Source organism: bacterium, from assembly GCA_020444325.1.
Classification (GTDB): domain Bacteria; phylum Bacteroidota; class Ignavibacteria; order SZUA-365; family SZUA-365; genus BM516.
Window position 1 is genome coordinate 52,218 of record JAHLLD010000002.1, and the last position, 22,697, is coordinate 74,914.

19 protein-coding genes and 2 tRNA genes are annotated in these 22,697 nt (G+C 54.9%); 13 read left to right on the top strand and 8 right to left on the bottom strand.

The window, feature by feature from the left end; all coding sequences use genetic code 11:
* Positions 1-68 precede the first annotated feature (68 nt).
* From KQI65_03040 to KQI65_03060, 5 genes are all read left to right on the top strand, one after another.
* Positions 69-1,016: a hypothetical protein gene (locus KQI65_03040; GenBank protein MCB2203699.1), complete on the top strand. Its 948-nt coding sequence runs from the start codon at positions 69-71 to the stop codon at positions 1,014-1,016.
* Positions 1,017-1,490: 474 nt separating this feature from the next.
* Positions 1,491-3,086: a B12-binding domain-containing radical SAM protein gene (locus KQI65_03045; protein ID MCB2203700.1), complete on the top strand. Its 1,596-nt coding sequence runs from the start codon at positions 1,491-1,493 to the stop codon at positions 3,084-3,086.
* A 249-nt stretch (positions 3,087-3,335) separates the two neighbouring features.
* Positions 3,336-3,818: a hypothetical protein gene (locus KQI65_03050; protein ID MCB2203701.1), complete on the top strand. Its 483-nt coding sequence runs from the start codon at positions 3,336-3,338 to the stop codon at positions 3,816-3,818.
* Between the two features lie 225 nt (positions 3,819-4,043).
* Positions 4,044-6,194, top strand: a complete 2,151-nt coding sequence (locus tag KQI65_03055; protein MCB2203702.1) for a DUF4397 domain-containing protein — start codon at positions 4,044-4,046, stop codon at positions 6,192-6,194.
* A 259-nt stretch (positions 6,195-6,453) separates the two neighbouring features.
* Positions 6,454-6,822 (top strand): TIGR03987 family protein, encoded by a 369-nt coding sequence (locus KQI65_03060; GenBank protein ID MCB2203703.1) that lies wholly within the window; start codon positions 6,454-6,456, stop codon positions 6,820-6,822.
* 103 nt (positions 6,823-6,925) lie between these two features.
* Here KQI65_03060 and KQI65_03065 read toward each other — a convergent pair.
* Positions 6,926-7,000: transfer RNA gene (locus KQI65_03065), tRNA-Val, on the bottom strand.
* 189 nt (positions 7,001-7,189) lie between these two features.
* Here KQI65_03065 and KQI65_03070 point away from each other — a divergent pair.
* Positions 7,190-7,699, top strand: coding sequence for a DUF134 domain-containing protein (locus tag KQI65_03070; protein MCB2203704.1), 510 nt, complete (start codon positions 7,190-7,192; stop codon positions 7,697-7,699).
* A 272-nt stretch (positions 7,700-7,971) separates the two neighbouring features.
* Here KQI65_03070 and KQI65_03075 read toward each other — a convergent pair whose 3' ends face one another.
* From KQI65_03075 to KQI65_03100, 6 genes are all read right to left on the bottom strand, one after another.
* A complete protein-coding gene (locus KQI65_03075) occupies positions 7,972-8,403 on the bottom strand; it encodes a single-stranded DNA-binding protein (protein ID MCB2203705.1) in 432 nt (143 codons plus the stop codon).
* Positions 8,404-8,436: 33 nt separating this feature from the next.
* On the bottom strand, positions 8,437-9,315 hold the full coding sequence (locus KQI65_03080) for an NHL repeat-containing protein (GenBank protein MCB2203706.1): 879 nt from the start codon (positions 9,313-9,315) through the stop codon (positions 8,437-8,439).
* Between the two features lie 8 nt (positions 9,316-9,323).
* Positions 9,324-9,824, bottom strand: a complete 501-nt coding sequence (locus tag KQI65_03085) for a hypothetical protein (protein ID MCB2203707.1) — start codon at positions 9,822-9,824, stop codon at positions 9,324-9,326.
* Complete coding sequence (locus KQI65_03090; protein ID MCB2203708.1) at positions 9,787-10,251, bottom strand: hypothetical protein; 465 nt, start codon at positions 10,249-10,251, stop codon at positions 9,787-9,789. The genes KQI65_03085 and KQI65_03090 overlap by 38 nt, the downstream gene beginning before the upstream one ends.
* Before the next feature lie 34 nt (positions 10,252-10,285).
* Positions 10,286-10,936, bottom strand: coding sequence for an energy transducer TonB (locus tag KQI65_03095; GenBank protein MCB2203709.1), 651 nt, complete (start codon positions 10,934-10,936; stop codon positions 10,286-10,288).
* A gap of 160 nt (positions 10,937-11,096) precedes the next feature.
* Entirely contained in the window at positions 11,097-11,747 is a 651-nt protein-coding gene (locus tag KQI65_03100) for an energy transducer TonB (GenBank protein ID MCB2203710.1), read from the bottom strand.
* Between the two features lie 205 nt (positions 11,748-11,952).
* Between KQI65_03100 and KQI65_03105 the strand changes: the two genes are divergently transcribed.
* Positions 11,953-12,036 (top strand) — tRNA-Leu (locus tag KQI65_03105).
* Positions 12,037-12,138: 102 nt separating this feature from the next.
* On the opposite strand, the gene KQI65_03110 is transcribed toward KQI65_03105, so the two are convergent.
* Positions 12,139-12,351: a hypothetical protein gene (locus KQI65_03110; protein ID MCB2203711.1), complete on the bottom strand. Its 213-nt coding sequence runs from the start codon at positions 12,349-12,351 to the stop codon at positions 12,139-12,141.
* Positions 12,352-12,550: 199 nt separating this feature from the next.
* On the opposite strand from KQI65_03110, the gene KQI65_03115 reads away from it, so the two are divergent.
* The 6 genes from KQI65_03115 (at position 12,551) to nuoF (ending at position 22,697) form a co-directional block, all read left to right on the top strand.
* On the top strand, positions 12,551-15,499 hold the full coding sequence (locus KQI65_03115) for a T9SS type A sorting domain-containing protein (GenBank protein MCB2203712.1): 2,949 nt from the start codon (positions 12,551-12,553) through the stop codon (positions 15,497-15,499).
* 232 nt (positions 15,500-15,731) lie between these two features.
* Positions 15,732-18,833, top strand: coding sequence for a T9SS type A sorting domain-containing protein (locus KQI65_03120; GenBank protein ID MCB2203713.1), 3,102 nt, complete (start codon positions 15,732-15,734; stop codon positions 18,831-18,833).
* Between the two features lie 271 nt (positions 18,834-19,104).
* The gene (locus tag KQI65_03125; GenBank protein ID MCB2203714.1) at positions 19,105-19,707 is read left to right on the top strand and encodes a DNA-3-methyladenine glycosylase; all 603 of its coding nucleotides are present in this window, start codon (positions 19,105-19,107) and stop codon (positions 19,705-19,707) included.
* 222 nt (positions 19,708-19,929) lie between these two features.
* Positions 19,930-20,418: a hypothetical protein gene (locus KQI65_03130; GenBank protein ID MCB2203715.1), complete on the top strand. Its 489-nt coding sequence runs from the start codon at positions 19,930-19,932 to the stop codon at positions 20,416-20,418.
* Between the two features lie 10 nt (positions 20,419-20,428).
* A complete protein-coding gene (gene nuoE, locus KQI65_03135; GenBank protein MCB2203716.1) occupies positions 20,429-20,923 on the top strand; it encodes an NADH-quinone oxidoreductase subunit NuoE in 495 nt (164 codons plus the stop codon).
* A 16-nt stretch (positions 20,924-20,939) separates the two neighbouring features.
* Entirely contained in the window at positions 20,940-22,697 is a 1,758-nt protein-coding gene (gene nuoF, locus KQI65_03140; protein ID MCB2203717.1) for an NADH-quinone oxidoreductase subunit NuoF, read from the top strand.

The following is a 22,697-nucleotide window of genomic DNA, read 5'->3' on the forward strand; positions in this document are numbered from 1 at the left end:
CGTGATAGATGAGCGGTAGTTTTCAGCATACTACTTCACGTAACATTCTATCAACACGAGGTATACTCATGCTTCACATACGCTCAATTCTCGCAACTGTCGTTGTGGCGCTGCTTTTCGCTGGCTGCAGTGATGACGAAATGTCTCCTGTCGGACCCACGCCGGTGGATCCGAACATGGCTGAAAAAGTCAGCATTGACCGCTTCAGTGCCACCGCGGGCAATCTTTTTGTCAGGACGTCTTCCAACGGACTCCCGGCCGCCAACGAGGCGATCAACTTTGACAGTGGTCCCTTCATCACGCACGGACTCGGACCGAACGGCGAGAAGGTCTCGTATTACAATTTTGACGTGCAGCCACTTGAGTCCGCCCCCATTTTCGTGCTGTTCCGCGATGGCGAGAGTAGTCCCGTTGCAGACCAGCTGAACATCGTCGACGACATCCCGGGTGATTCCGACTACAACGATTTCTGGAACGTGCAGAAGGTCACGGTCCCTGCAGACTACGTGGCCAACACGGTTACCTCGTACCAGGAGATCATGGACGCCGGGTATGCGATTGAGAAAACCGACATGATTGTGAACTGTCCTATCGTCCCGGAAGGTTCGACAGCCACGATGCGCCTCAACGGTGGCTCGACCGCGCTGACCCGTGGTTGGTACCAGGGGAAGATCGTATTCTACTTCAATTTCCTGGAGAAGGAACTGCACGCCACACCACCGGCGACGGGATTCTCGATGGTCCCCATTTCCCCGATCTATGTTGCATTCAACATCAATCCCGATATGATGGGCGGTGGTCCCCCTTCCGGTTTCATGACGGAAATGGGCAGCATGCAGACGCATAACGTCACCGCAACCATACCTTCGGATGCCTCATACTCACCGCTGTGGTTCGTGAACGTGTACGACAACAACGATTTCTCCATGGTCATGGATCTTTCGTCGGCAACATCAGCGAACATCCTGGCAACCGGTGTGGCGAATGTCAACTGTCCCATCGTCTCGGTGCAGTAGCACAGCCCGCCGCCGGCGATACACGGTTCCAATTTACCGAAGCAATGCACCGGTTCGATGCTGATCAAACGCAGCTCTCCAGCCGGACAGCATCACACAGCGGCAACAGGCGCCTGAAAAGGGCGCCTGTTGCCGTATGCGCTACCATCCGGGGTGGAAGTCAGGCCGCGGATGACTGAGAATTGCATTCGCACGCCAGGTGACACGCGCTGCCGCACGATGATGTCCAGACCAGCAAATGTCGAATAGCCTTGTGGCTGGGTACGCAGAAATGTATTATGAGAGAAATCCACAAGACAATCTGTTTAGCGGCAACACTGTCGATACCCAGCGTCCGAGGAAACGAGCGCGAATGATGCGTGCGTGGATGTGAGGGGTAGCAACACTTGAGTATTGTGCGATATGCAACGTGACAAAGGCGGGGCTGGCAAGTCCGTACCGCGTCATTTATCAAACACGATGTGAGTGTGCAGCATGGCAAATCTCATGGATGCGGGAACGCGCTGTCTTCTTGTTCAGTCGCAATTTTCCAGGTTCAGTTTCTGGAACTACGTGGAAATTTGCCGACTTGTCGGTGCAAAATATCCCGCTGCCCCACTCGGGCTGATGACGGTTGCTGCCCTGCTTCCGCAGCATTGGGAATTCAAATTGGTGGATGAAAACGTTGAGCCCTTGCTCGACGAACATTTCGAATGGGCGGATATCGTGTGTACCGGTGGCATGCTTCCGCAGCAGAAAAGTGTGCTCTCTATTATCGAAAGGGCGAACGGCTTCGGCTGTCCGGTGGTTGTCGGGGGACCCGATCCTACGTCTCAGCCGGACAAGTATCGAAGTGCAGACTACCTCGTCCGTGGTGAAGGTGAAATCACCATACCGATGTTTCTCGAGGACCTCACGAATGGAAGCACAGGTGGAGAATACTGGTCGGAGGAACATGCGGACATGACCCTCGCGGTCGTGCCTCGCTTCGATCTCATCCAGTTCCGGGACTATATACAGGTTGGAATACAGTATTCGCGGGGCTGTCCGTTCGACTGCGAGTTTTGCGATATCATCCAGCTGTATGGAAGAAAATCCAGAACGAAGACTCCCGAGCAGGTCATCAGGGAACTGCAGGTTTTGTACGACCTGGGGCACAGAGGGCACATCGACTTTGTCGACGACAATTTCATTGGCAACAAGAAAAATGTACGGACGGTGCTGCCCATTATTCGGGACTGGTCAAGCGCGCACAAATACCCGTTTTACTTTTCCACGGAATCGTCCATAAATCTGGCTGAAGACGAAGGGCTCATGCAGATGATGCAGGATGTGGATTTTCGCTTCGTGTTCGTTGGCATCGAGACTCCGGAAGAGGAAATCCTCAGACAGACGAAAAAAACTGCGAATCTGAACAAATCCGTCAGTGATGCAGTCGAGAAAATCTCATCCTACGGAATGATTGTCAATGGAGGGTTCATCGTCGGATTCGACAATGAAACCGAGCGGTCGGCCAAGAACATGATCAGCTGCATACAGGATTCCGGCATCTGCATGGCAATGGTCGGAAAGTTATACGCGCTACCGAACACGCAGCTGACCGAGCGGTTGAAGCTGGAAGGTCGTCTGTTTGAAGACGGAGCGACGCTCAAGGAAGATGACAGCGACCTGGATCAGTTGACGAGTGGACTGAATTTTGAAACCGTCAGACCTCGCGTAGAAGTCCTTCGTGACTACATGGCCATCGTCAAACACATCTACGCCCCCAAATTTTACTATGAACGTGTTGTTCGTACTGGCCTGTGCCTGAAACCCCGCTACAAGTATTTTCCACCCGCCTCGCAGCTGTTCCGGACGCTTCGCGCGTTTTTCAGAGTCTGCGCCAAAGCAGGCCTCAGCAAGTCGACCGGGTGGTTGTACTGGAAGGCGCTGCTCAGGATTGTGATCCAGAACCCACGTGCCCTCGAGGCTACCGTCAATCTCTCGGCCATGTTCATACATTTCCACAAACAGTCAGACCATGTTCTTGCCATGGTGCACAACGAATTGCGCAGCCTCGATCCCGCTATCGAGGAGTTGGTCCTGGACTGAATCAACTCATCTTCGCGCTATGGCATCTTACGGCGTGAGAGTCAGAAAAAATATAGTTCTCGATGCTATTGCATATGGCGTGAGATCAAGGTATAATGAGGAGTCGATTCATCGCAATTATCCGAAAAGAATTGTCCGGGCAACGGCCTAAAGTGTGGTCATGCTCGGTCTACCCAAGTGGCAGCTACAGGCTGATCGCTTTGTTGCAGCCGCGGGAGAACCGGCATAACCATATATAGAGGAGCCTCTATGTTTCCCGCATACAAAAATATTTCTCTCGCTGCTGGCATTGTCATGTTCGCATTGCTGCTCGGATTTTCTGCAAGTGCGCAGGGTCAGGGAAAGAGTGAGAAAATGCCCTACGGTCTTACCTTCAATCTTTGTAACGGTGAACTGATCGAAACCACCGGTAACCTGAACTTCGTCGCCAACATTGTAGAAGACGAGAACGGCTGTGTGACGTTCAAGTATCATTACAACACGCAGAACGTCCGTGGCATCGGCCTTGATACGGGTGACGAGTACCGCATTATCGATGTTGGCCTGCAGAAGGGAACCGACGTCACCGTCTGCGGTGGCTGTCTACTCAACCTTGACATTGTTTCGACATGGAGGGTGATCGCGAAAGACGGTACGTCCTCCATCGTGCATCAGGTACTTACACTGCAGATTGATATCTGCACCTTTGAGTTCAGCGTCGTAGAGAAGCACGTTTCGATTGAATGTGAATAACGGCGCGATATCCCTTCATACGCATCATTCAGGCGTCCCGCTCAGCGGGACGCCTTTTTTGATGTTCAGCGCTCGCATGGAGTATTTGTCGACAATAGTTTAAAAACCGGGAACTTCTCGTCACTGGGATGATGTTGAGTATCTGTCTAGCAATTAGATCAATAATCTTATACAGATACTCGACAGAGTAGATTGTTATTACGTCCCACTGAATAGGAGGCCACTATGAGATACACATTCTCTTTCATTATCGCCGCGTTCCTGCTCGCCTCAACGGCAATGACAGCGCAACAGGCGCGTCTGCAGGTCATTCACAATGCTGCTGACCCTGCAGCAGCAACTGTTGACATATATGTGAACAACGTCTTGTTCGAGGACGATTTTGCGTTTCGCACCGCGACAGCCTTTGCTGACGTACCGGCTGGCGTACCACTGGGCATCGGCGTGGCACCGGGGAACAGCACCGGTCCAGGAGACATTCTCACGACGTTCAATGTCACCCTGGATGCAGGAAAGACGTACGTAGCAGTAGCTAACGGCGTCCTCAACACATCGAATTTCGCTGCCAACCCTGATTCCCGCAGCACGGCGTTCACGTTGTTCACGACGGCAATGGGACAGGAGTCCGGCACGAGCCCCGCGGGTGTCGATATCAACGTGCTGCACGGAGCGACGGATGCTCCGACGGTCGATGTGATCAATCGCGGATCCGGTATTCTTGTGAACGACGCCGCGTATGGCGACATGACCGGCTATCTCACGGTCCCTGCCACCAGCTATAAGCTTGACATCACCCCGGGCAATGACAACAATACCATTGTAGCATCCTTCGAAGCTGATCTGACCGGTCTCGGCGGCGGAGCCGCGGTGGTGTTCGCTTCCGGCTTTCTTGCCCCGGCGGGCAATCAGAACGGTCCTGCATTCGGACTCTTCGCAGCGCTGCCGAATGGTACAGTTGTTGCGCTGCCTGCGATCCCGGCCCCGACTGCCCGCCTGCAGGTGATTCATAATGCCGCGGATCCTTCCGCATCGAGCGTGGACATTTATGTCAACGGTGGACTTTTCCAGAATGATTTTGCATTCCGCACCGCCACACCTTTCGTCACCGTACCGGCAGAAGTTCAGCTTACCATCGGCGTGGCACCGGGGAACAGCACCGGTCCCGGAGACATCATTGCGACCTTCCCCGTCACTTTGAGCGACACGAAAACGTATGTGGTGGCTGCCAACGGCGTCCTCAACACATCGAATTTCGCTGCCAACCCTGATTCCCGCAGCACGGCGTTCACGTTGTTCACGACGGCAATGGGACAGGAGTCCGGCACGAGCGCCGCGGGTGTCGATATCAACGTGCTGCACGGTGCTACAGATGCTCCCGGAGTAGATGTCATTGCACGTGGGGTTGGTACGCTCGTCGATGATGCTGCGTATGGCGACATGACCGGTTATTTCACCGTCCCTGCAGGCAAGTATATCCTTGACATTACACCGGGTGGAAATAACAACGTCATTGTGGCCTCGTTTGTCGCGGATCTGAATGGTCTTGGCGGTGCTGCAGCGGTCGTGTTTGCGTCTGGATTCCTGTCACCTGCCGCGAATCAGAACGGACCGGCCTTTGGCCTGTATGCGGCGTTACCGAACGGTACCGTTGTTGAGCTCCCTTTGAGCGTCTACGTTGATGTCATGGCCGGTGGCTGCCCGAATCCGTTCAATGTTCGCGCCCAGGGGAAACTTCCGGTCTCCGTGCTCGGTACCTCCTGGTTCGACGTTTCCAATATTGACGCCACGACCGTGCGTCTCAATGGTGTGGCTCCGACAGGTAGTCCTGCCGCAGGTGACGTTGCCATGCCATATATGGCGATGCCCATGGATTGCGGCGACTGCAGCAGCGTCGGCATGGATATGATCAATGACTGGACCTTCAAATTCGAGCGTCCTTATGTAACGTCCACGCTCGGCGCGGTTTCAAACAATGACTGTGTCCCTGTCGTGGTCACCGGCCAGCTGAACGACGGACGCGCTTTCATTGGCAGCGATGTACTGCGCATCATCAAGAATGGGAAGGGCCCGCGCAAATCTGATGCAGGCATCAGCAGCTACGCGCTTGTCCTCGAGCAGAACGCGCCTAACCCCGTCCTTACCGGCACCAGCTTCCGCTATACTCTTCCAAATGAGGGTAATGTGACGCTGGAAGTGTATGACGCACTCGGACAGCGTGTCGCCACTGTGGTCAGCGGATTCCGCGCCGCAGGTGTACACACCGCCAGCTGGGATGGTCTTGCAGATGCGGGAAATGCACTCCCCGCCGGTACATACATTTACCGTCTGAATATCGGCGGACAGGTTGTCTCGAAGATGCTGGTCCTGGCTCGTTAAAGGTCACGTCAAGTCCCCTCTCTTCAGCGGCTCCCCATTGGGAGCCGCTGTCATGTTTCTCCGGGAAAGGGAAATCTGTTTTCCGTCCCCATGGTTTTCCAGACAGCAATCGTGGACCTGTTCGTGTTCCCATGCGCGCCGCATATTCAGCATATCTGTAACCTGTGCAATGATGACAGGAAGAGCTTCTGCGAAAGGGTTGCCAATTATACTGGAAGATTGAGTACTTTTCCCAGAAGTACCTTCATCCAGGTTCTCCATGTCTGTTGCCGCCATTCTCATCACACTCGCACTCGTGTTCTATTCGCTGGGCGTATGGGCCGAGCGTCTGGCCCGATACCTTAAGTCCTGGCATGCATTTTCATTCTGGACGGGATTCATATTCGATGTCTCGGGAACGCTGGCCATGCATCAGATGGCAACGGGTCCTTTCGATATCACTGAACCCCATACGTTCACCGGACAGCTGGCGCTCTGGCTGATGCTTGCACATGCAATCTGGGCTACCATCGTCGTTCGACGGGGAAGCGAGCGCATCCGTACGCGCTTCCACCGCTACAGCCTCGTGGTCTGGATCATCTGGCTTGTTCCGTATTTCGGCGGTATGTACCTCGGCATGAGCCAGTAGCACAGCGCATCGTTCCCCGTCGCATCTCTGAGCAGGCTCCTTCCTCGCAGATCTATGAATTCAGCAGAAATGAAAAACCCTCGCGAGGCGAGGGCTTTTTTCGTGGACGCAGTGGGATTTGAACCTACGACCTCTCGCGTGTGAGGCGAGCGCTCTGGACCAACTGAGCTATGCGTCCGAACAGATTACAAAGATAGGCAGGGACTCAGAATTTTCCAATAGAACACGGGTGGAAACGAACTTTTTTCGCGTTGCTTCAGCAGGAATATGCAGAATCTGCATATTCGTGAGAATCGTGTGAAATGTACCGCGAAGGCTTGCATTATGAACATATGTTCGTTAGATTGTGCGGGCAGGTAACGAACATATGTTCAGAAAGTTGGGTATGCCAAGACCCCGAAGACCGAGACGTATACATGGACCCCCGAGATTCCACCACTTCAAACCGGTGGGCGTACCGCGCAGATATCTGGAAGCGGTGACGTTGACTGTCGATGAATACGAAGCGATACGGCTGGCGGATTACGAGGGCATGGACCAGCAGCCTGCAGCTGATAAGATGGGTATCTCGCGACCGACGTTTTCGCGTTTGATCGAGGCAGCGCGGACGAAACTGGCCCAGAGCATTGTCGAAGGCAAGGAATTGCTGATTGAAGGCGGCGAGATCGATTATGTGCATACGCTGCAGCGTTGTTCGGATTGCGGAGAAGAACAGCTCGACAGCCTCTCCCCGGAGGAATTTGCGGAAGAGATGATGGGGCAGTGCTGCCGCAGATGTGGGTCCGAGAACGTTGAGGACCTTGATGAAGAGGCACTCGGACCAGGGTATGGCAAACGGAATTGTAGGCGGAGGGGGTCGAAGAACGGCAACGAGTGAGGTTGCAAGCAACGAATGGTGGGCGGGGCTGCATGTGCGCACGAACTCATACGCGGAATATTGCTGCGTTGAGGCACAGGCAAGAGCCCCTTGTGGAATACCTATAGAGGAGCCGTTCTTCACCCTCCCGCATACAGCGTACTGTCGGCAGTGCGTCAGAGTTAACAGGAAATCTCCTGGCAGGGATGATACAAAGACGAGGCCCTGTTCCTTAATGTGGAACAGGACCTCGTCTGCGTTATGGATGATCGATGCCTTGCCAGTGATTTCGACTAGAACGGCAGATCCTCATCTTTCTGATCGGCTGCAGGCGGGGGAGACGATTCGGGTCCGGGGCCACCGGAACCTCCGTTGCCACCACCACCGGAACCACGGCTGTCAAGGAACATGAAGTCGTTGACGACGACTTCCGTCATGTAACGTTTGTTCCCGTCCTTGTCGTCCCAACTGCGCGTCTGCAGTTTCCCTTCGACATACACCTTCGAACCTTTCTTCAGGTATTCGCCGAAAAGCTCGGCGAGCTTACGCCAGGCGACGCAACGATGCCATTCGGTACGCTCGACAAGCGTGCCGTTCTGGTCCTTGTAAGATTCGTTAGTGGCCAGGCTGAAGCTGACGACAGGGATGTTGCTTTCGGTGTAACGCAGTTCGGGATCTCCGCCGAGATTGCCGATGAGCATCACTTTGTTTACGCCGTAAGACATGGTAGTTCCTCCAGAATTTGTTCCCCAAAAATGTTAGTTGTTGGGGAAAAGTATACAGGTCTGTTGTGTCAAGATCAAGAGAAAAGGAAGGGTATATGCGGCATCGCGAAATTCTCCGCACGCGCCGGCAAGTACCATCTGCTCCTTTGCGATTGAACGACGCAATTCTCCACGAGCACTATAGAAATGCAGCGTGTCAGGAGTCACGACGAGTATGCCGTTCTTCGTGACGGTGATACCCTGTGCATCGGTGAATTGGTCGCTACCGAAATGAAACAGAAAGTTTCCGAATAAATCAAATACCACCACGCGATGGGATTCCAGCACATAGAGATGCTTGTTCTCATCCGCTGCCAGCGCGACCGGTTCGGTCAGCCGTCCCTCCCCGGCCTCGATGCCTCCGAACACCCGCGAGACCGATCGCAGATTGTTCAGCGCCAGTACGCGGTTGTTTTCTCCGTCGAGTACGAACAGCTGTTCAAGAGAGGAATTTGCCACATCGAGAGGATATCCGAAACCGGGATCCGAGGCATCGTCTTCGCCGCTGAGGGAAGCCATGAAACGCAGACCACGGTCGAAGCGGGAAACCCGGTTGTTCCCGTAGTCGGCAACGTAGACTGCAATTCCGAGCCGGGCGTCAATACCGGTGGGACGATCGAACTGGGTGTCGTCCCAGCCCGGACCACCGACTTCGGCCAGGCGTGAGCCACGCATGTCGAATTTCTGCACCAGTGCCGTGCTGCCGTCGACGATATACACGTTGTTGAACTGGTCCACCGACAGCGCCTCGGCATCGGTGAAATCACCGAAACGGTATTCCTCAACAAGCGCAGCAGGCGTATGCGACTGGGTGTGTGCAGTGATTGGCACTGCGCACAGCAGGGCTGTGAAGATGGCAAGAAGCATGCGCATGCTTCCCCCTATTGCGTCTTGAAAATTTCGACGATGGGACTGCGATAGAGCAGGGGGAGATCCAGTGAGGAGTTCATCCGTATCGCGAGCCGCGCTTTCGGGGATATCTCGGTATCGATCGGCTCGAGGCCGTAGCCCGGTGAACGGAAGGTGATTTCAACCGTGCTCTTCGCGGGGATGTTGACTTTGCGTACGCGCTGTTCTTCAATGAGTACGACAGCAGGAAAACGCCGCAGAGGCTGACCGCTGGAGGCATCGAGAATGAGCATCTCCGGATCAGTGAGCATGACATCCGCTTCGCTTGCATTTGTGACGCTGAGACGGAGAATGGCATTCCCGGAAGGCTTGTTTCCCGGCATGAAATTGTTCCACACCTCCGTAGCGGCCGGTGCGACGGTCAGATGGTCGAAAATGGTCGGACTCCCGCTGCAGGCGCCCATCAGAACGATGAGCGCCGCGGCGAGAATGAGATTACTTGGTTGTAACCGTGACAGGCATGCTCTTGACATCGGTGCGGTATCCATCTGTTGTCTGGAATGCGAGTCCCACAATCACCTGCGGGTGCTGCTTGGTATCGAAAGCTTTGAGTCCGAGAGGCATGACAACCGGAATCTCGCGCGTCTCCTTCGGGAGCAAGCGGACGGTGGATATCGAGCCGTAGGAATCGGGGATGATGGGACGGAAACGCAGCAGCGCTTCGTTCGTTGCCGCACTGATCAGTTCTCCCTCGAGAAAGCCGACATTCATCTGCTTCTCCGTACGATTGATAAGACGCACGGTGATTTTGGCGGTCACCTGCTTCTCACTACCGACTTTTTCGGTGGTCACGGTGATGTCGCCGTACTGAATGGCGAGTGAATCGGTGATTGCGTCCGAGGAACAGCCGGCGAACACGATGGCCAGCATGGCAAAAACGGAAACAAGACGGTTCTTCATAGATACTCACGCATTATGGTATTGATGGAGTTGCTTATTGCAGTCGAAAATTGATGGGAACGGTTATCCATACGCGTACGGGCTTGTCGCGCTGCAGTCCGGGAGTGAACTTCACACGTCGCACGGCCTCAATGGCTGCTTCATCGCAGCCTCCGCCCAGGCTCTGAAGGACTTCCGCTTTCTCGACATTTCCCGTTTTGTCGAGAAGCACGCGCAAAACAACTTTTCCCTGTACTCCGGCACGGCGGGCGAGCGGCGGGTACTCGAGTTCATTCATCAGTGCCTCGATGCCACCGACAATCGTCGGAGGATCTTCCACGGCGACGAAGATCTCGTCAGTTTCCGCTGCGTCATCGTCATCCGCTATCAGCTCCGGAGGTGGCCCAACGGGGGTTTGCGTATCCAGCTCCGAGTCGAAGTCCGGCAACATATCCGTCGCATTCGGCGAAGCGAACGGAAGCGGGGGACGAGGAGGTGGCGGAGGAAGTGTCTGCTGCTGTGTGACGGGGATATCCGTTATCGAAATCGTGTTTTCGGCTCTCGTAATCAGGCGGTGCTCCATCTCATCCAGCGGGAAGAATGCAAATGCGGAGATGACGAGCATCAACGCAACAACCAGCGATACTTCGAAATACCGCCGTGTTTTCCCTTTGATATTCGCCCGGGATTTTTTGTGAACTGCCATGCTCTCATCCTCCTTCCTGATTCGGGGAAATCGTTGCATCCCGAATACCGTGTCCCGGAAGGGAGGAGTGTGCGAACAACGGCCGGACCGTCATCGGCCGGCCGAAATTCGCGATACTATCTATGCTCTTCCCGGTGAGTGCCGGGAGGGAACGGGATGTCTAGTTGAGACGGAAGCGTACGGGCACGGAGACCTTGACGTTCACCGGCTTGCCACGCTGGAGGCCGGGATTGAAGGTGACTTTCTTGACTGCTTCCATAGCAGCTTCGTCACAACCACCGCCGATGCCGCGCATGACCTCGGTACCGGTGACCTTGCCATCCTTGTTCACGTAGGCAAGAACGACGACGGTACCTTCCACGCCTGCACGAATCGCGAGATCGGGGTATACGAGATGCTTGCGTACGGCATCGAGTCCGCCAATAATCGTCGGGGGATCTTCCACGACCTCAAAGTACACTTCCTCTTCCTCTACCTGCTTCTGTGCGGGAGGGGCTGCGGGAGCTTCCATCGTCGCTTCGAGATCGATTTCCGAACTGATGTCGATATCATCAATGGCATCAGCGCTGGGAGCCTCGATGGGGATGGGAGGACGCGGTGGGGGAGGCGGGCGGTTTTCCTGCCTCGTGTTCTCGATGTCTTCAACTTTCACGATCTCGTCGCTGGCCTGGATCGCCACGTTCTCACGCTGGATATCCGGGAAAAAAGCGAATGCGGCGGTCACCAGGAGGAGCGCGATGATAAGCGAGATCTCCATGTACCTCCGCGCTTTTCCTTTGACGTCCGCCTTTGGGGTTTTTTCGACTGCCATCGTGTAATCCTGCTCTTATCGTAAATGAATTGTTCGCAGTTTCAGGTAAAGCAATATACCTCCGCTCTGTAGTATTGTCAACTCACTTTCTACGCCGCAACGTGTACGTTCTGTTCCCGTTTCCCCTTGAATTTCCGGCACGAAACAAAATTTCCGGTGCGCATATATTGTGTTTTCCTGGCAATCGTCGTATATTTAGATTCTTGCCTGGATGGCGGAATAGGCAGACGCGCTACATTCAGGATGTAGTGTCCGAAAGGGCGTGCAGGTTCGACTCCTGTTCCAGGCACTTGAGAAAAATCCCGTCCCGCATTCGCGGGTCGGGATTTTTCGCTTTAGTCTCCGCCTGCTTGCCCCGCCGTAGTTCGGCGGGTCACTGATCATCATTGGATTAAAACGGGGGACAAGAAGCGGAACGAAGGCGGGCGCGGAGTCGCGTGAGCGCCGCTTCGCGCCGCGCGGGAGTTCTGCTTACGCAGAACGTTTCATCGCCATCACGCTCAAGCGTGGTGGCGATGCCAATGAACGCTCTGCGTTCATTGCATCCTGCCGGGAGCGGAAACGGGGAAACACTGGCAAATTCGGTAACTTTCACCTTTATCACGGGTTACTGTTAATGTGACTCGCCATGAAAAACTGGGTGCCGGACGTTGAGGAAGCTCTCTCTTTATATTGTAGTGCTGATGCTGTTCGTGGGGAGCGCGCAGGCGCAGTTGAATCTGAATTTCAAGCGCATTACGGTGAATTGGCCGACGATTGAGATGTACTTTAGCGTGGGGTGTCAGGGAGAACCGGCCTACAACATGTCGAAACAGGATTTCCGCATCCGGGAAAATGGTGAGGAGGTCAAGGACTTCACGCTCTGGTGTCCCGATCCAGCCATCCGCTGCGCTTCGTCCATCGTCATGGTGGCGGACGTCAGCGGGAGTATGCGAGGGGAGCCCATGATGCGCATGAAAGAGGCAATGCACTGGCTGATCGACGCGCATGATGGGTTGCTTGATGAAGCAGCACTGGTCTCAGCCGGAGAAACGACGGAGATCGTGCAGGGTATGACTGCGCTGAAACCGTTTCTCTACGATGCTATCGATGGATTGTTCGCGAGTGGATCATCGGCGGTGTTCAATGGGTGCTGGGCAGGGATGATGGAGCTTATCAATAACGGGGTGAATTCGTGCAGGGCGGTCATTCTGTTTTCTGACGGATTGGACAATGCATCTAATCACACCATGAACGAATTGATCGCCACTGCGAACAGGAATCGGATTCGCATCTTTACTATTGGTACCGGACGCACAATCAAGAACCTGGATCTCGAGGTCCTCGCACTGCTCACCGGGGGACGCTATTACGAGAATCCGAGGGAAGCGCAGATGATAGCCATCCTGAAGGAAATCAGCGTTATCATCTTCCAGGGTTTCCAGGAATGTGTCATCACGTACGAGAGGGACTGCGCTGATGGCACAATGCGTTCGGTCGATTTTCAATTGCGGGATTTCTGCGGAGGCAACGACGAAAAAAGCAAGAAATACCGTGCTCCGTTGGACAGTATCTCCTACTGGCGCCAGCATTTGCGCATACCTGAAATCGTTTCCGAACCTGTACCAACGGTCACACTCCCGCTTGAACTCACCGCAGTTCCGAAAGACTCCATCCTTTATCCGTTCACCCTTCAACTGACTGCTTCCGAACCCCGGCGGCCACTGTATGATGTGACGATACCCCAGGGCAGTCCGATCGAGAACGCTCAGATACGACTGTCCAAAACGGGTGACGGACTGCTTTTCTCCCTCGAAGAAGAAGTTGCGGTGCGGGATACGGGAAGACTCCTCGATATGCATTTCAGCACTGCGGGCATAGCCGATAGCAGCCACTTCCCGCTGCGTACGGAAGTGCATGATCACGCACGCTGCGTCGGCACAATAGTGGAAGAGGGCGGATATATGATCGTGCCCAGGCTTCTCCCCCGTATTGATGGCCCGGATACCGTGTACGGTTGTCACTCCTCCGCGGTCACGCTCTCGGCAAATACGGGTTTTTCCGAGTACCTGTGGTCGAACGGAGACAGGGGAAGGACGATCGAGGTGCATCAGAGCGGGGAGTACTGGGTGCAGGTCAAGGATGTCTTCGGCGATCCACTCCGGTCGTCAAGCGTAACCGTGGTCATTCGGCCGGAACGCAATGTGTGGATCGAACATGATGGACCCCTTGAGGTCTGCAATCCCGAAACCGTTACGCTCCGCGTGGGTGGGGATACCGAAGGGGCGCAGATTTACTGGAACGGCAATTCCTGGGCGCGTGCTCAATTCAATGTCGGTGCTACAGGAATGTACTGGGCCGAGGTCGTCGATGCCGAGGGATGCAGGCACTTGACGGATACCGTTATGGCGACGGTCAACACCCCGCCGCTGCATCTGAATGTGCAGAACGATACAATGATATGTGCAGGGGACCTGCTGGAACTGCGTGTGCTCGAAGATTATCCACGCTATGGATGGTCCACCGGCGACAGTACGCAATCGATCCTCGTCCTGGGGGAATACTATCGTCCCTACGAAGTCACCGCGTGGGACAGTGCCGGCTGCCGGAGCGTGAAGAAAAATATACGAGTGCTGCTTTATCCCGGGGAAACGCTCGAACTGTTTCCCTCGAATCTGGTCTATGTATGTGACAGCGCGTCGGCCCAAGTCGCGGCCTCGGGGAATTTCGTTTCCTGGGAATGGTCCAGCGGAGAAAGAACCCCATTCATCAATATCACTTCTCCGGGACAGTACATTCTGACAGCGACGGACACGAATGGTTGCTCGGTTATCGATACCGTGTTTGCGCGTCCCGCGGAGATGCTCCCGCCGCCGCGGATTGGAACGCCACAGGGCACAGTCATCTGTACGAACGGCTCATTGCCTCTTGACGGCGGTGCGGGCTATATCGCCTGGCGCTGGTCTACCGGCGACACCACACGCAGTATTCTCGTCAGCGATTCCGGTTCCTACTATGTGGATGTCACTGCCCACGGCGGATGCGTTTATCGCTCGCAACCGGTGTACATCTTCCGGCGCAGTTCTCCGAACGACGGAATACAGGTTCAGGGTGATACGCTACTCTGTCCGGGAGAAACCATAAAGCTCATCGCGCCGCCCGGACAGCAGTACTATTTCTGGACGACCGGAGAAACGACGTCCTCAATACTTGTGCGTGACGGTGGGCACTACGCAGTGACCTACGTTACACCCGAGGGCTGTGAGGATACTGCTCCCACGATATTTCTGTATGAGCCCGAGGCCCGTTTCCCGGTGATTTCTCGCGCGGGAGACCAACTGCGTACTCAATCCGGCGCAGTCAGCTACCAGTGGTACTGGGAGGATGGTTCACTCGCTGGTGAAACGGATTCTGTGCTTCAGGTCTCCCGAACCGGTCGTTATGCCGTCGTGATCGTGGACAGCTGCGGACGCAACCTGCGCAGCGAAGACTTCATCGTGAGCGTGTTGGAGGTCCCGACAGCCATCCCGTCTACCCCGCAGCTCGCGGTCTACCCCGATCCCGCGAGAAATATGCAGAATCTGCATATTTCCGGTTGCCAGGGACCGATGGAAGTCACGCTGCATGATTTACTCGGACGGCAGCGGCTTTCACGGCACGTCCCACACAACGGTACGATCACCCTCGACATCAGCGCTCTCCCTCGCGGCGTGTACATCCTGCGCCTCGCGCACGGGCAGGGGAGCATGACAAGGCGGGTTGTTTTGGAATAGGTATTGCCTCCTCGCGCCTTCGGCGCTCGGAGTCGTGCTTTCCTCCGCGATGCGGAGGAGGTATTTCCCCTCGCTTCGCGAGGTGAGGCTTTTCCACCGCTACGCGGTGGAGGTGTTGTCACAGTGTCATGGTGAAATGGTTGTCGTGGCTCAAGCCCGGACCAGCGAAGCTGGACCAAAAACTTCCCTTCGTCCCTTCGCGGCATCGTGGTTCAATTGTTACAGAGGAAATATGAAACACCTCACGACAGTTATCATTCTCTGCATTCTGCTCGCTAGCAGCGCGCAGGCGCAGCCGAATCTGAACTTCAAGCGGATCACCGTGAACTGGCCGACGATAGAAGTGTACTTCGCGGTCAGCTGTGACGGTGTGCCAGCGCATGATATGGTCAAACAGAACTTCGCCATCCTTGAGAATGGAAAAGAAATCGAAAATTTCACGTATTGGTGTCCGGATCCTTCCATTCGTTGCGCTGTTTCTGTGGCGCTGGTCGCAGATGTGAGCGGGAGTATGCGAGGGGAAGCGCTCGATGATGCGAAGCTGTTGATGAAATCGTTTGTTGATTTATTGGATGGACAGATCGATGAGGCGACACTCATTTCTGCCGGGAACGATATAAGAGTCGAACAGATTATGACGCCACTAAAACTACTGCTTCTCCCGGCCGTACAGCAGCTGGAGAGCGGTGGGCAATCGAACACCTTTGATGGGGTTATTCGTGGGATTGAGGAACTGATAAATTCCGGCGTTAATCAGTGCCGAGCGATTCTCGTGTTCACTGATGGACTGGACAATGCTTCAGAACATGGCATCGATGAAATTATCAGTCTGGCAAACCGTAACCGGTTGCGTGTGTTTACCATCAGTACCGGGTATACAATCCAGGATGTGGATCTTGAGAGACTGGCCCTGTTTACCGGTGGCAGGTACTACCGGAGACCGAACGCAGGGCAGATGGCCGCCATCTACCAGGAAATCAGCAGTATTATTTTTCAGGGATTTTATGAATGCGTCCTGACCTATGAGCGCGGCTGTGCAGATGGCAGCATGCGCACGGTGTCGGTGCAGTTGAAGGATTTCTGCAATGGTGCGGACGAGAAAAGTCAGACATACAGAGCGCCGCTCGATTCAACAACGTTCAGAGAACAGCATTTCCGTCTTGGAACAGTTGTCTCGGAGCCGACCGATATCGTCAGTGTTCCCTTCCTGCTGGATGAATCTCTCGGGAGCCGAACGTTGTTCCCATTTGATATTACAATTACAAACGGTCGCCCTGCTCGAGATATTCTCGACGTTACCATCCCGCCAGACAGTCCACTCAATGGTCTGTCGATGAGTCTGGACGAATATACCGACAGCATACGAATACAGCTATTCGACACGTTGAGTGTACAGTCCAATGATACTCTGTTTGCATTACGGTACGGTACACTGGGTGTATTTGACAGCACTTTCTTCCCACTGAGCGCGAATGTGCAAACCAACTATCCCTGCATCCTTACTGATGTACTCGACGGTGGGTATTACATCGTACCCAAACTGTTTCCGATTATCGAGCCGGAGGGCCCCGTGTCGGCCTGTCCTGGTGATGTGGTCATCCTGCGTGCGAATGAAGGTTTCTCTGAATACCGCTGGTCCAACGGGGCAAAGACGGAAAGCGTATCCATTGATGAGGGTGGAGTTTATTTCGTTGATGTCGTGAGCTTTCTCGGTGATACTCTGCGATCGAAAAGTGTCCTTGTGGATATGCCGCGCAAGCGCGTTGTTCGTATCGATACCGGCAGTGGATTGCAGATATGCAATGGTGAACAGCTTGAGCTGACAGTTGCAGGTGATACCGCTGGCTGCAGATATTTCTGGAACGGATCTTCAACGCCCTCGGAAACAATGGTCGCAAGTACGGAGGGAGAGTATTGGGCGGTGGCAGTGGATTTTTCGGGCTGCACACATCCTACGGATACAGTTCGGGTGAGCGTTGCCGCTCCCTCGGTCACGCTTAACGTCGGTGATGTAGCCTGGCTCTGTGAAGAGGATACACTTCGCCTTACCGTGACAGAGCAATATCCGCGTTACGCGTGGTCAACGGGAGATAGTACGCGGAGCATAACGATAACACCGGATGACTGGCAGTTGGTAACGGTGACGGCCTGGGACAGCGCAGGCTGCATGAGCTTTCCGCGGACGGTTGAATGCAGGTTGTTCGGATCCCAGTTGCCTGCAATTTTCACGCCGGATGGACGCGCACTCTGCAATGGGATTGGAATCCGACTCGAAGCAGCGGTCGGTATCACTGATGTTGCGTGGTCAACCGGTGAACGCACGAGGTCGATTGTGGTGTCAGCTGCTGGGGACTATTCTCTCGCGGCGATCGATTCCAATGGTTGTGAGGTTCGCGACAGCGTGCGAATCTTTGATGCGTCGACACTTCCGTTGCCGGAGATTTATGCACCCACGGGACTTACACTTTGTGACAGCTGGCCTATCCGTCTCTACACTGAGGATAGCTATTACGGCTGGAAATGGTCTACCGGTGACACGACACGTGCTGTGGCTATTTCCGATACCGGGTGGTATTACGTTGATGTGATGCTTGCAAGCGGATGCATGCTCCGGTCGAATCCTGTCCATGTCGATAGAGAGTTCAATCCTCCGCCGATAATTGAAATTGACGGTGGGACAGCCATGTGCCCGGGTGACACCATTCGTCTCACCGCTCCTGCCGGCCAGGTTCTGTATTTCTGGAACACAAAGGATACCACCAGAAATATTCTCGTGACACAGCCAGGGATCTACGCGGTGACTTATCTGAGTCCGGGAGGTTGTGAAAATTCAACGGACGCGGTGCGTATTCGTTACCACGGAGAAGAACGTCCTCGGCTTGCTCGCAGCGGCGACTCCCTGTTCACAACATCTGATGCTATGTCAATTCAGTGGGTATGGGATGGAGTGCGAATTCCAGGGGAAACTGACTCGGTGCACCATGTTACACGCACAGGCAGGTACTGGGTGGAAGTCGTCGACAGTTGTGGACGCACGCAGCGCAGCGACACGCTGCTGGTCAGCACGCTCGACATGCGTTCACCAATTGCGAACACCCCGCAGCTTAGTGTCTACCCCGATCCCGCGCGAAATATGCAGAATCTGCATATTTCCGGCTGCCAGGGATCGATGACGGTCACGCTGCATGATTTACTCGGACGGCAGCGGCTTTCGCGGCATGTTCCGCACAACGGCACGCTCACCCTTGACGTCAGCGCTCTCCCTCGCGGCGTGTATATCCTGCGTCTCACGCATGCGCAGGGGAGCCTACAGCGGCGAGTGGTTTTGGAGTAGGTATTGCCTCCTCGCGCCTTCGGCGCTCGGAGTCGTTGTTTCCTCCGCGATGCGGAGTAGCTATTTCCATCCGCTGTGCGGATGGAGTTTTTGGCCCAGCTTCGCTGGTCCGGTCTTTTTCCAGGATAATAACATCACCGTGAAACGGTAAAGATACCTCCACCGCACAGCGGTGGAAACACCTCACCTCGCGAAGCGAGGGGAAACACCTCCCTCCGCGGAGCGGAGGGAAACAACTCCGCGGAGCGGAAAAAACAATTATCTTCCCTGTATGAACTTCCTCCCCCCTGAATTCTATCGTCGTCCGGTGCTTACGGTTGCGCGAGAGCTGCTGGGAAAAATCTTCGTACGAAAATTGGACGGGCAGCTGCTGAGTGGACGCATCGTGGAGGTGGAGGCATACCATCAGGATGGGGATGAATCTGCGCACAGCTATGGGGGAGAGAAGGGACGCAACCGGGTGATGTTCAGGGATGGGGGATTGCTGTATGTTTACTTTACGTATGGCATGCATTTCTGCATGAATGTGGTCGTCGAAGGGGAGGGGACGGGAGCGGCCGTGCTGCTGCGCGCGATCGAACCGATGGACGGGATTGAGGTGATGAGAGAAAACAGGGGTGGGGATAAAAAGGATGTCGACTTGAGCAATGGACCGGCCAAACTCTGCCAGGCGCTCGGCATCGCCAGGGAAGAGAATGGGTTGCCGCTCGATGGAGGGGTCGTCGGAATTCTCGATGTGGAAGCGGTATCATCCTCGAAAATTGCCGTTTCCACCCGTATCGGCATTTCCCGCAGCAAAGAACTGCCCTGGCGCTTCTTCCTGGAGAATAATCCTTTCGTCTCACGCGGACGTCCGTCCGGCACCAGGGACTGAATCCCTTCCCAAATGCTTAATTTTTTTTGACCTGAAAAAAAGATTCCGGGTCTTGGTATCTGTTTATTTTTTTCACATTTTGATTCACGAGAACTGCCACTTTTCACTGCAGAAACCCGTCAGACCCGATTTGTGCATGACCATTTCTCAGCATCCGCAGACATCCTTCCATAGATCTTCCCTCGTCTTTTCCTCTCTCAGAAACAATACAAGGAAGGTATCATGAGCACTGGTGCCTATGCGTTCCTTTTCTTCGGGGATACCGAACAACTTCTCCCCGCAATCGATGCGGTGCGCGGAATGCCACAGACTCAGTCCTGGCATGCCGTGGACGGACATTATCACCTGGCCGTTGCGCTGTCCGATAATACGGTGCGCGACCAGCTCGCAGATCTGCCCGGTGTACAGAACATGCTGTACTGCGAGGTAGACAACGAAATTCGCGGCGGCTTCACTGTCGAAGCTGAACCCACGTATGCATGGCTGACGATGGAAGTCGACAGTGAGAAAGCGGCCGAGGTGCAGGAAGCGCTCAAGGCGCTGCCTGAGAATTCCTTTCCCGCTCTCGCCTTCGGCGACTGTGGTGCCGTGGCTGCGATCAAAGGCGCGACCTTCGAGGTCGTAGACAAAATGGTGGAGAGCGCCGTGCGTCCCCTCGACGGCATGCTCCGCGTGAAACGTGACTGGATCATCGACCTCACCCAATTATAGAGGCAGACAGATGGTAGAACAACACACTGAAGAATTCAAACAATTCAATGTCGACCTCTGGAAGTACGACGGACATGAGGGTGCGCTCATTCCGCTGCTGCAGTCGGCACAGGACACCTACGGGTACGTCCCGGAAAAGGCTATTCATTATATAAGCCATGTCACCGGCATCCCTGCCGCTGAGATTTACGGGGTGGTAACGTTTTATGCGCAGTTCCGCACCAAACCGCTGGGCAAGAATATCATTCGCGTCTGCAATGGCACAGCCTGCCATGTCAACGGCGTGAAGATGCTCTATAACACGATCCAGGAAGAGCTGGGCGTCAACTATGACGAGACGACCGACGACGGCGAATTCTCGCTGCTGTCAGTGGCCTGCATCGGTTGCTGCTCACTCGCTCCGGTGATCACAATTAATGGTGAGGTGTTCGGTCGCCTCACAGCAGCGAAGCTGCGTAAAATCCTTCGCGATGCCCAGCGTCGCGCCAAAGCAAGCGAACAGTAAAGGCGGCGAGGCATACATGAAAACAGTATTAGTAGGACTCGGAACCTGTGGTATTTCCGCAGGCGGAGAAAAAGTTTACCGGGCGCTGCAGGAAGAACTCAAAGAGCATCCCGGCGCATTTGAACTCAAGGAAACCGGCTGTATAGGCATGTGCTACCGTGAGCCACTGGTAGAAATCCAGGACGGCAATGGCGGCAGCCACCTCTACGCCGAAGTATCACCCGATCGCGTGGGCCGCATTGTTGAAGAGGATATCGTCGGCGATACCGTCATCGACGACTGGCTCGCCACGGGCGAGGACAGGGAAAAGGGCTTCTTCGAAAATCAGGTACGCATCGTGCTGCGCAACTCGGGTATCATCGATCCGGGCAGTATCGAAGAGTATATCGAGCGCGACGGCTACAAGGCCGTAACCAAGGCGCTGAAGGAAATGACACCGGAAACGGTGATCGACGAAGTGCTGGCCTCCGGACTCCGCGGACGCGGAGGCGGCGGTTTCCCGACGGGCAAGAAATGGCAGTTTACCCGCGGTGCCGAAGGCACGAAAAAATACATTATCTGTAATGCTGACGAGGGCGATCCGGGCGCGTTCATGGATCGTTCGATTCTTGAAAGCGATCCGCACTCCGTGCTCGAAGGTATGATGATCGCAGGATACGCGATCGGCGCCGACGAAGCGTATATCTACTGTCGCGCGGAATATCCGAAAGCAATCGCACGCCTGCGTCTGGCGATTTCCCAGGCCATGAAGCGCGGACTGCTCGGAGAGAACATCCTCGACACCGGCTTCAATTTCAAGATCAAGATCAAGGAAGGTGCCGGTGCGTTCGTCTGTGGTGAGGAAACCGCACTGATCGCGTCCATCGAAGGACGCCGCGGCATGCCGCGCTTCCGTCCTCCTTTCCCGGCTGTCTCCGGTCTCTGGGGAAAACCAACGAACATCAACAATGTTGAAACCTTCGCCAATGTACCCTGGATCATCGCCAACGGCGGCAGCGCCTTTGCCGGGTATGGAACCGAGAACAGCAAGGGCACCAAGGTGTTCGCCATGGCAGGAAAGGTGCGGCGTACGGGACTGATCGAAGTGCCGATGGGACTGACCATCAAGTCGATCATTTTTGACGTCTGCGGCGGTATCCATGACGACAAGGAGTTCAAGGCCGTGCAGATGGGTGGTCCATCCGGCGGCTGTATCCCGGCTTCGATGTGCGATATCGCAGTCGATTACCAGGAAGTAAACAAAACCGGCGCCATCATGGGGTCGGGCGGTCTCATCGTGATGGACGAAACGACCTGCATGGTCGACGTCGCGAAATTCTTCCTCACTTTCACGCAGGCGGAATCCTGCGGCAAGTGTACGTTCTGCCGCATCGGAACCAAGCGCATGCTCGAAATTCTTGAGCGCATCACCGAGGGCGAAGGAACGATGGAAGACCTCGATAACCTCGAGGAACTGAGCGAACAGATCCGTTCGGCGTCGCTGTGCGGACTCGGACAGACGGCTCCCAACCCCGTCATCACGACGCTCAAATACTTCCGCGAAGAGTACGAAGCGCATATTAAAGACAAGAAGTGCCCCGCACACGAATGCGCCTCGCTGCTCACGTATGATATCAATGAAAACTGTAACGGCTGCACGGCCTGTCTACGGGCCTGTCCCACGGCCGCGATAACAGGCGAGCGCAAAGAGATGCATTACCTGAACCAGGATCTGTGCATCAAGTGCGGAAAATGTTTCACAGTGTGTCGCTTTGACGCGGTAACGAAGGATTGA